This window comes from Parafilimonas sp., assembly GCF_047606085.1.
Classification (GTDB): Bacteria; Bacteroidota; Bacteroidia; order Chitinophagales; family Chitinophagaceae; genus Parafilimonas.
Map to the genome: position 1 here is coordinate 1 of NZ_JASGEX010000202.1, position 9,813 is coordinate 9,813.

General features: G+C 43.6%; 9 protein-coding genes and 1 pseudogene. All 10 read right to left on the reverse strand.

Annotated elements, in window-relative coordinates; translation table 11 throughout:
• Window positions 1–577 (reverse strand): annotated as a pseudogene (locus tag QM629_RS17865) (TlpA family protein disulfide reductase); the annotation flags it as partial.
• 64 nt (window positions 578–641) lie between these two features.
• Entirely contained in the window at window positions 642–890 is a 249-nt protein-coding gene (locus QM629_RS17870) for a hypothetical protein (protein WP_415161260.1), read from the reverse strand.
• A 72-nt stretch (window positions 891–962) separates the two neighbouring features.
• Window positions 963–1,886 carry an alpha/beta hydrolase gene (locus tag QM629_RS17875; protein ID WP_415161261.1) on the reverse strand — a complete coding sequence of 308 codons (924 nt, stop codon included), beginning with the start codon at window positions 1,884–1,886 and terminating at the stop codon, window positions 963–965.
• A gap of 467 nt (window positions 1,887–2,353) precedes the next feature.
• Window positions 2,354–3,523, reverse strand: a complete 1,170-nt coding sequence (locus QM629_RS17880; protein ID WP_415161262.1) for an L-dopachrome tautomerase-related protein — start codon at window positions 3,521–3,523, stop codon at window positions 2,354–2,356.
• Window positions 3,524–3,706: 183 nt separating this feature from the next.
• Window positions 3,707–4,081: a VOC family protein gene (locus QM629_RS17885; RefSeq protein WP_415161263.1), complete on the reverse strand. Its 375-nt coding sequence runs from the start codon at window positions 4,079–4,081 to the stop codon at window positions 3,707–3,709.
• Window positions 4,081–4,941 (reverse strand): shikimate dehydrogenase, encoded by an 861-nt coding sequence (gene aroE / locus QM629_RS17890; RefSeq protein ID WP_415161264.1) that lies wholly within the window; start codon window positions 4,939–4,941, stop codon window positions 4,081–4,083. Before aroE ends, QM629_RS17885 begins: the two co-directional genes overlap by 1 nt.
• Before the next feature lie 45 nt (window positions 4,942–4,986).
• Window positions 4,987–5,502, reverse strand: a complete 516-nt coding sequence (locus QM629_RS17895; protein WP_415161265.1) for a cupin domain-containing protein — start codon at window positions 5,500–5,502, stop codon at window positions 4,987–4,989.
• 96 nt (window positions 5,503–5,598) lie between these two features.
• Window positions 5,599–6,933, reverse strand: a complete 1,335-nt coding sequence (locus tag QM629_RS17900) for an amidohydrolase family protein (RefSeq protein ID WP_415161266.1) — start codon at window positions 6,931–6,933, stop codon at window positions 5,599–5,601.
• A 62-nt stretch (window positions 6,934–6,995) separates the two neighbouring features.
• The gene (locus tag QM629_RS17905) at window positions 6,996–8,042 is read right to left on the reverse strand and encodes an aldo/keto reductase (RefSeq protein WP_415161267.1); all 1,047 of its coding nucleotides are present in this window, start codon (window positions 8,040–8,042) and stop codon (window positions 6,996–6,998) included.
• A gap of 440 nt (window positions 8,043–8,482) precedes the next feature.
• A partial coding sequence (locus tag QM629_RS17910) for an ABC-F family ATP-binding cassette domain-containing protein (protein WP_415161268.1) occupies window positions 8,483–9,813 on the reverse strand: 1,331 nt, incomplete at its 5' end.

The following is a 9,813-nucleotide window of genomic DNA, read 5'->3' on the forward strand; positions in this document are numbered from 1 at the left end:
CAAAACCAGAAAGCCATAAAGAGTCGCCCGAAACAATCCCTTCCAGATACCTGTTATCGCCGGTTGGTGAAAGCACCGATCCGGTAACCCTGTTGTTTATTTGTTTAAATTCTCCGATGGCAGGCGAGCTTGTTCCCTGCGGCGATGCGAAGTCAATAGCCCATTTACCGCTTACATCCTGGGTTGGTTTGCCGTAAACAGATTCAAAACGCAGCGGGTTTTTCGCCGTTGCCGTAAATGGTATTACTATTGGTTTATTAACCGAAGCCCTTTGCCACATACCATTGATGCTGTCCCTGGCTATAATCTTTGCCCTGAAAGCTGATTCAAAAACAGGCATGTCAATGAATATGGAATCTGATTTGATATCTACATCCGGAATGCGCATAGATTCATCTGCGTTGATAAGATATAAAACCATTTTTCCATCTTCTGTAGCGGCCCGCAGATTGAAATGGATGCGTTTTCCATCGGGCCTGTTTATAGAAGCCTTCCACATTCCCTCCACAATATCTTGCTGAGCTGAAACCTTAGCTATTAAACACAGATTCAGCAGCGATGCCAAGAAAATTTTCATGCTGCTAATGTATTTATTTAAAAAACTATTCGCATCCATATTTTAAATCACTCTTTAAGATAGCTTATTCTTTCCAGGTCTCTGCAACAACGCCATAGCTCTGCGGAACGTCGCCAAACTTTATCAACATCCTGTCCAGCACCCGTTGTATATCTTCAGCCAGCAGGTTGGCTGCAATGGAATCAAGCTTTGGGCCTTCCTGGCTGTAAACAACCGAAACATCTTTTCCGTTGAATGAAAAATCCTGCGCATGCAGATGGGTTTGCAGCAAGCATACAACTGAAGATATAAAAGCAACTATTGCGAATTTCATTATGGTATCCTGTTAATTTTTTAATAATAGGTGCTGCTGATAATAAAGTTATTTGTTATAAAAGCCCTGCACTTATTTAACCGTAAGGCTGCGCATCCATTCCGTGCATAAGCCTGTCCATTGTTCGGCTTCCCCTTTTCCCAATCCAAGCCCAAAGCCATGGCCGCCTTTTGGAAACACATGCAGTTCTCCTGTAACGCCATTGTTTTTCATTGCCTGGAAAAATAATAAGCTATTTTCTACCGGCACGCCGTTATCATCCATAGCATGAACAAGAAATGTGGGCGGCGTATCTTTAGTTACCTGCAGCTCATTTGAATAAAACCGGGCTAAAGCCGTATCAGGATTTGCACCGATTAAATTATTACGGGAGCCCACATGCATTACCGGTTGGGTCATGGTAATAACCGGGTACACCAGTATGGCAAAATCGGGCCTTGAGCTTTGCTGTTCAATTGAATCGGCAGCCTTTGCATCGCCGGCGTCAAAATGTGTGGCCAGCGTGGAGGCAAGATGGCCGCCGGCAGAAAACCCCATGATGCCGATGTTATGCGCATTTATATTCCACCTGGCGGCATTAAACCGCACCATGCGCATGGCCCTTTTGGCATCCATTAACGGCGAAAGGTGCGGAATAATATTGCTCTTTGAATTGGGCAGCCGGTATTTGAGCACGATGGCCGCTATGCCTTTTGATACCAGCCAGCCGGCCACATCGGTGCCTTCTAAATTATAGGCAAGCCCGCTGTAACCGCCGCCCGGGCATATAATCACCGCCTGCCCTGTAGCCACTTGTTTTGCAGGAAGGTAAACCGCTATATCCGGTTCCTGCACCAGCCTGATGCTGATGATCCTGCCGGTATCCCTTTTCTCCGTTTCTGAACTGGGTTGATAGTTAGGCACCTTGCCCTTCGGCCACAACGGAATGATATAATTTTGGGCAAACAAGGTTTGCTGCAGCAAAATGAAAAGCAGGAAAACTGATATTTTTTTCATTCGTACAAGTTTGTTTTTTCAATGGCCTCATGGAACCTCGCTATGTACATTCCCCTCCCGAAGCTGGTTCGGGACAGGTGGTGTGAGAAAAATTATCATGCTCGGTTTCATTCGTACAAGTTTGTTTTTCAATGGTCTCATGGAACCTCGCTATGTACATTCCCCTGTGTGAGAAAAATTATCATGCTCGGTTTCATCCGTATATTTTTTGTTTTTTCAATGGCCTCATGCCTGTCCCGAACTTGCTTCGGGAGAACCTCGCTATGCACCTGCCTCGCCGGCAGGCATTTCCCTCCCGCTTTGGCAGGACAAGTTGTGTGAGAAAAAAATATCATGCCCGGTTTCATACGCTGATGTTAGATGTTTACATCAAAAATAAAAAGACAAAAATGAAAATGCCCGGCGTCATAAAATAAAATCTTTAATAACAATCCTGTCCGGTGCAATATAACAGCCTTTACGTTGTATCAGTCCGCTTTTATTTTGGCAACGAGGTATGGCGGTTTGCGCAAATCTTTTCCATTATTAAAACCTGCCAGCCTGTTCCACTGGCCAAGCGTTACATACACATAGCCGCCATGATAAGCCAGCCCGTCAGGCCACACGAAATTGGCTGCATTATGCGCCAGCAACTGGCATTCACCATCAGGCGTTCTTTTAACGATGGATTGCTGTTCAAATGCGCCGAAATAAATATTACCTTTATCATCTTCCGCCAGGCCATCGCAAGCCGGGTGTTGCCCTTCGAACATTACTGCTTTTTCTATGGTTGTTTCATCAAGCGAAAAATTACTCAGCGTATCCGTGTTAATGCTGTACAGGTTGCGGCTGCTGATGGCCGTCCAGAATAATTTTTTGCTATCGGGTGAAAGTGCAATACCGTCTGCCCCGCCTTGCGGAAAGGTTTGCTTTTGCATATCTGCCACATGCGGTTTGCCTTCCAGAAAAGCCATGAATTTTGATTCAGGTGAAGTTGATGGCTGGTTCAGTAACACTTCCCTTGTTTTGCCGGAAGCAACATCTATCACCACCAGAGAATACCTTTCGCCAAAACCACTGTTGGCAATATATACGGTGCCTTTAGCGCCATGTGTAAGGTCAACCCGCAGGTCGTTATAATGCGCATTGCTTGATAAAACATTTGCCGGTATTACAAGCGTGTGCACGATTCTTTTTGTGTTGATATCAATAGCAACCACCTTGGCAGCGCCTTCCGGAATTTCCTGTATGCCGGCGCGTTTGCCATCATCCAAAATCCAAAGCACATCGTTCTTATCCATGTACATGCCATGCGGCGAAACCAGCCATTCTTTATATGGTTTTGCTGATGGATAAATAAAACTGCTGTCAGGGAAGGGAATCAATTGTTCATTTACCAATTCTGCCAAAGCAAACTGTGTATGGTTATCTGCATGGCGTGGAAAACCTAAAAATATCCTGCCTGTTTTGCTGAGGGCAATGCCGGAAGGGTCGGGGTTTGGAGGATTGATATGTGCAATGAATGAAACATTATCCTTCAACTGCTGCGCCTGTGCCTGCATAAAAAAAATGTTTAAACAAACGAAAAGAATAATATGCTGAACTTTCATCATTACTGTATTGCTTACACCGCAAAGGTATTCATAGTACAAGCCCACTGCTTGTACATATTTTACAAATAATTGTAAATAGGTTAGCGTACGGCCAGCTTTCACCAAAAACCGGTAATTCTTTTAAAGCTATATAAATTACTGCAAGGTTCAATAGCAAATGCAGCCGGTTGCTTCGCATTTGTTGCCAGGTAATCTTGGTTGAAATAAAAAAGAAAGGATATGAAGGTATCAGTTGGAGATGCTTGCTTTAAACTCAATCAGCGCGAAACGGTTGCCCCGGGGATCGCGGAAGAAGCAGCGTTGCCTTCCTTCAATTTCAGAAGAGTAGCTGATAGCAATATTTTGTGCCTGCAGGAAGTGCCTGGTAGCATTCAGATCACTTACTTCAAAAGCCGGGTGTTTATCCGAATTGAAATTGTGGTTGTCTTCTTCACGTATGTGCAATTGTGCATCGCCTGCTTCAAACCACATAGCGCCCCGTGGATGGCTGCCGGGGATTTCCTTCAACTGCAAAACCTCCTTATAAAACTTCCGGGCAGTTTCTTTGGCGACCGGCGGAATACTGATAAGCACATGGTCTATTCTAATAAAATCAATCATCATTAATCTATATGCAAAGCTTCCTTCAATGCTTTGTGCATTACTGAAGCATCAGCATCAATGCCCGTCCAGTATTTAATACCAAGCAGGCCCTGGTTTACCAGCATCTGTAAACCGTTCACGGTTTTGCAACCTTTTGCCGCAGCCGTTTTAAGCAGATGCGTTTGTAGCGGGTTTGGAATGCCATCTGCCACAACCATACCTGTTTTTATACTATTAAAATCAATGTCCGGTTGTTGATGTATGTTTGGAAAAAGGCCGATGCTTGTTGCATTGATAACAATATCAGTAGCGGGTTCAATTATATATTTTTTGTCCCATGCATGATACGCTGCTTTCGCGCCGGTGTTTTTATTCAGCAATGAAACAACTTCATTACCGCGCTCTTCGCCACGGTTTACAACAGTAATTGCTGATGCGCCTGCCAAGGCCAGTTCAACCGCTACGGCACGGGCAGCGCCGCCGGCGCCAAACAGGGTTATTTTCTTGCCTGAAGGGTCAATCACTTCCTTCAAAGCCTGTACAAAACCTTTGCCATCGGTATTTTCACCCATCCATTTATCACCGCGTTTTGCAACAGTGTTTACAGCGCCGATCAGTTGCGCAGATTCACCCAAACCATCAAGGTATTTTATTACAGCCACTTTATGCGGAATGGAACAGTTAAAGCCAGCCCAGCCCATTGCTTTAGCCCCGTCAACAGCGGCTTTTAAGTTGGCCGGGCTCACTTCGCAATTAATGTAACGAAAATGCAACCCATGATGCCTGTATGCCGCTTCAACCATGGCAACGGTTGGGTTTTCTGCTGCGGGCTGTGCAAAAGAACCAGTAATCTCTGGCAGAAAATCAATCTCTTTATGCATGCTTATTCTTTTTCAAAATCATAAAAATTCAAACCCACTTCATTGCTATTTCCAGATTTTCACCAATCCACCCCTGTTTCCTTCAAAGGGGTCGGTGGCTGGCAACTTCACATTTGCGATATTGTTGTCTGTTTGCGGGCGTTCGCCTTTTTCGCCTTTCATTAAATCCGGGCTTAAACCATTTGGATAAGCGCCAAGCACTGTAAAATCATTTGTATGTTCAATGCACTTATGGCCAACACCTGCGGGGATAATGAGAATATCACCGGCATTCACCTGCATCTTTTTTCCTTTTTCTCCGCCCAGGTGCAGCAATGCGCTGCCACTGAATACGCCCAGCACTTCGTGCGTGTTGCTGTGGTAATGATGAAAAGGATAAACGCCCCAGCGCCAGGTGTTCGTCCAGTTGTTTTTGGCAAAATGTTCTTCCAGCCAGTCGCCGCCTTTGCTGCCTCTTAAATCAAACACATTTTTATATACCAGCAGCGGGTATTTGCTGTTAGGGATGCTGCCATCATCCTTAAAATAAAATTCTTCCGGTATTGTATTAACTGTTGCCATAACTGTCTGTTTAATAAATAAGGAAGAAATTAATATGCCACTTGCCCTGATAAATTCAGTCCTGTTCATAATTGTTTTTTTTGCTGGTGCTTACTGTTATTTCACCTTAATGCCCGCCTTATATACAGCATCTATTTTTCTTGTGCTCTTTATATCATCGAGCGGGTTAGCGTTCAGGATAAGCAGGTCTGCAACTTTTCCCTTTTCTATGGTGCCGAACCTGTTATCAATATGCAGCAGTGCGGCCGCATTTTTTGTAGCAACGCCGATAGCCTGCATTGGCGTTAACCCGGCCTGTACCATTAATTCCAGCTCGAGGTGTTCGCTAAAACCCTGTGCACGTAAAGGCATAGCGCCGCTGTCTGTTCCAAGCGCTACAAGGATGCCTGCGTTATACACTTTCTTCAGGTTTTGCAAAGCGGTTTCAAAGGCTTTTATATTTTTAGCATAAACAGGGGAGTTTTTAAGATCGTTCTGATACTTTTCAGAAGTGATCATTTCATACACGCCGGGCTCAAGCGATGCTTTGAAAAATGCATCATTTATCCAATCGGGCCTGCGGGCATAGATATAAGCAAATTCATCAAGGGATAAAGTGGGGATATATGCCACCTGCTTTGCTTTCATTTCGTTAATTAAGTCATCGCCTATTACACTGTCGCGAACACTGTGTGCAATTATATCAACGCCATTATCAACCAGCTTTCGTGCATCAGACAAATAATACAAATGCGCCGCTACGCGAAGATTGTGCTTATGCGCTTCATCAATAATGGCTTCATAAATGGCCGGGTCCATTTTAGGAAACCTGCCGCCAAAATCATCAAGCCAAAGCTTTACCACGTCAGGGTTTAATTTTACAAGGCTGTCCATTTCCACGGGCACCTGTTCAGGTTTTGAAGGACGATATACTTTATCCATTGCAAAGTTGATGGGTGGCGCACCATCAGGCACACCAAAACCATAAGCTGCTGTATGTATTCTTGCGCCGGGCAATAACCCGTTTACGGATGAGTCGCGCAGGCCGCTCTCAAACAGCATGGGCCGGTCGCTGCCCATTACCAGAATATTCAGCACGCCATAATCTTCGTATTTTTTTAACTGGGAAAGAATATTATCCCTCGTATAATTTTCAGCCTTGTTGCCCAGGCCTTTTAAGGAGCCTATATGCACATGGTCGCTGATGAGCGCAGGCATAATGGTTTTGCCATTGAGATGAACAACAGTCGCATTGGTAGTATCCACATTTGCACCAACGGCTGTAATGCTATCGCCCTCCATGCGGACAGAAGCGTTGGGCAACGGCGCGCCGCCATTGCCATCAATAATGGTTGCATTGTATAAAACCGTGGCAACTTTATTTTTTTTTGTTGATGGGTTATTGCAGCTTACCATTGCCATTGCTGCAATAAAAATGAATGCGTTCTTCATAACAATATTTTTAAAAATTATAAACCAGGGTTGTATTAATTACACCATAACCCGGCCTTGCACTATACTTTATAAAACTGCGGTGTAGGGTTCAATGATTTATTCTGCCACTGATGCCAGTAAGGATAAATGGGCGGCTGTTCGCTTGCTTTATCCAAACGTTTTACCTGGTCTGTGGTTAAGTTCCAGCCAACAGCCTGGAGATTCTGTTTCAACTGTTCTTCGTTGCGTGCGCCGATGATGAGGCTTGATACAGCAGGTCGCTGCAACAACCAGTTCAATGCCACCTGCGCAACCGTTTTACCTGTTTCTTCCGCCAGTTCATACAACACATCAACCGTATTGTATAATACTTCTTCGTTGGTAACAGCATCAGGCACGGGACTGCCGCCCTGCGCTGCACGGCTGTTTTTTGGCAGTGGCGCATTGCGGCGATATTTTCCGCCCAGTTTTCCGCCTGCCAGCGGGCTCCATACAATTGCGCCAACTTTCTGGTCAAGCCCGAGCGGCATCAGCTCCCATTCATATTCGCGGTTGGCCAGTGAGTAATATACCTGGTGCGCTACATACCTGTTCCAGCCATATTTATCTGAAACACCGAGCGATTTCATTAAATGCCAGCCCGAAAAATTGGAAGCCGCTATGTAACGCACTTTACCGCTTTCGACCAAATCATCCAGCGTTCTCAAGGTTTCTTCCACGGGCGTATTGCCATCAAAACCATGTATATGGTAAATATCAATATAATCCGTACCAAGGCGTTTTAAACTGCCTTCAATTTGTTTTAAAATATGAATGCGCGATGAACCCTGGTTATTAAACCCTTTGCCAAAAGTGAAAGTGGTTTTGGTGGAAAGTATTAACTGGTCTCTTTGCCTGCCTTCAATGGCTTTGCCTAAGATGGTTTCTGATAATCCATCGGAATAAACATCTGCCGTATCAAACATATTTACGCCGGCATCCAAACAAATATCCACCAGCTTTTTTGCCTCCTCTATATCAGTATTTCCCCATTTCTTAAAAAAATCATTGCCGCCGCCAAAGGTGGCTGTGCCAAAACATAGCTCCGGTACAAATAAACCGGAAGCGCCTAATTGCCTGTATTCCATAAATGTATTTTTTACTTTGTAAAGATTGAATTTCTATTTTGTTGCCAAACTATTGAACAGATGACATTGTACATTGTTTTCGCTTCTTCCGATGGAAGAAAAACTCCCTTGTACAGCGTATCTTTATTCAGCGTAAACCAGCAATGCAAAATTATTCCGGGGGCTAAAAAATATGCTTGTAATAAAGAAACAAAAAATTGTAGATTGATGAGTTGCTCATAAATTACTGAAGTTGCTTTGCAGCACTCTTTTTATATGCTGTAGTTGTTTTTTATCCATCATAATAATGCTTACATCAATACTGCTAATTGTAATCAGTATTATGTTTATCGTATCTCAGCGACGTTTAATAAGTTGTTTTGTAATGGGCACAACTCGTGAACCCGTGAACCCGTGAACATGTAAACCTGTGAACGCTTCCTCTTTCAACCCAATCAACTTTACTCCACCTGCATTATTTTTTCAAACAGCAGCTCATATTCTTTATTGGATGCAGCTATTTTTTGCTGAACAGTTTTATAACGTTCTTCCAGTTCAGCAAACTTAGTTCTGTCAGCATAATATTCAGGATTGGCCAGATCGCTTTCGATATTGGTTTTCTGCTGGTTCAGTTCATTCAAATGTGCTTCTGTTTTGCTGAACTGCTTTTGCAGTTTCTGCAATTCTTTTTGCTGTTCGCGGTTCTGGTTGTTTAATGTTGAAGATTTAATGTTGAAAGTTGGTTCAATATGGTCAGTCTGTTTTTCAGTTAACTGCGGCCGGTTGACGGTTGACGGTTGACGGTTAACCGTTGACTGTTTCATTCTTTCTTTCCACTGCACATATTCCTCATAACTGCCTTTAAATTCTTTTATTTCATGGTCAACAATCTCCCATATTTTATTGGCTGTTTTGGAAACAAAATACCTGTCGTGGCTTACCAGGATATAACTGCCTTCATATTTATTTAAAGCTTCGCTTAATAGTTCAACGCTATGAATATCCAGGTGATTCGTGGGCTCATCCAGCAATAAGAAATTAGCCTTGCCCGCAATAACTTTTGCCAGGGCGACCCTTGCTTTCTCACCACCGCTTAATACGCGTATCTTTTTTTCCACATCATCGCCACTAAATAAAAAACAGCCTAACAGCGTTCTTAGCTCAAGCTCTGTTTTACCGCTGCCGCATAACATCATTTCTTCCAGGATCGTGTTGTTTAAGTTCAGTGCTTCCAGTTGATGCTGGGCATAAAAACTTTCATCCACATTATGGCCCCAGTTTCTTTCGCCTTCAAAAGCTTCCGTGCCGGCGATCATTCTTAAAATGGTTGATTTACCCTTCCCGTTAGCGCCTATCAATGCAATTTTATCACCGCGGTCAATTTCAGCGCCGGTATTTTCTATGATAAGATTGTTGCCAAATTTTTTTGTCGCATGTTTAAGCGATGCCAGTATTTTGCCGGGCTGCTTATCAACCCTGAAATTAATTTTAAGGTTTGGCCTTTCAACCTCCACATTTTCTATGCGGTCAAGCCTGTCTAATTTTTTGATAAGGCTTTGCGCCATTGCTGCTTTACTGGCCTTGGCACGAAAACGCTCAATCAAACGTTCATTCTGGCGTATATAATCCTGCTGGTTTTCGTAAGCACGCTGCTGAATTTCTATGCGTTGTTCTTTTTCTGTTTCATAGTAATCATAATTGCCGGAATAAATATGCAGTTGCTGCTGGTACAGCTCAACAATTTTTGTAACCATGCGGTTTAAAAAATATTTATCGTGACTTACAATTACAA

Excerpts from the sequence above, each read along its gene's own strand:
- aroE (WP_415161264.1), bottom strand. The coding sequence starts at position 4,941 with ATGCATAAAGAGATTGATTTTCTGCCAGAGATTACTGGTTCTTTTGCA.
- QM629_RS17870 (WP_415161260.1), bottom strand. The coding sequence starts at position 890 with ATGAAATTCGCAATAGTTGCTTTTATATCTTCAGTTGTATGCTTGCTG.
- QM629_RS17905 (WP_415161267.1), bottom strand. The coding sequence starts at position 8,042 with ATGGAATACAGGCAATTAGGCGCTTCCGGTTTATTTGTACCGGAGCTA.
- QM629_RS17875 (WP_415161261.1), bottom strand. The coding sequence starts at position 1,886 with ATGAAAAAAATATCAGTTTTCCTGCTTTTCATTTTGCTGCAGCAAACC.
- QM629_RS17885 (WP_415161263.1), bottom strand. The coding sequence starts at position 4,081 with ATGATGATTGATTTTATTAGAATAGACCATGTGCTTATCAGTATTCCG.
- QM629_RS17900 (WP_415161266.1), bottom strand. The coding sequence starts at position 6,933 with ATGAAGAACGCATTCATTTTTATTGCAGCAATGGCAATGGTAAGCTGC.
- QM629_RS17895 (WP_415161265.1), bottom strand. The coding sequence starts at position 5,502 with ATGGCAACAGTTAATACAATACCGGAAGAATTTTATTTTAAGGATGAT.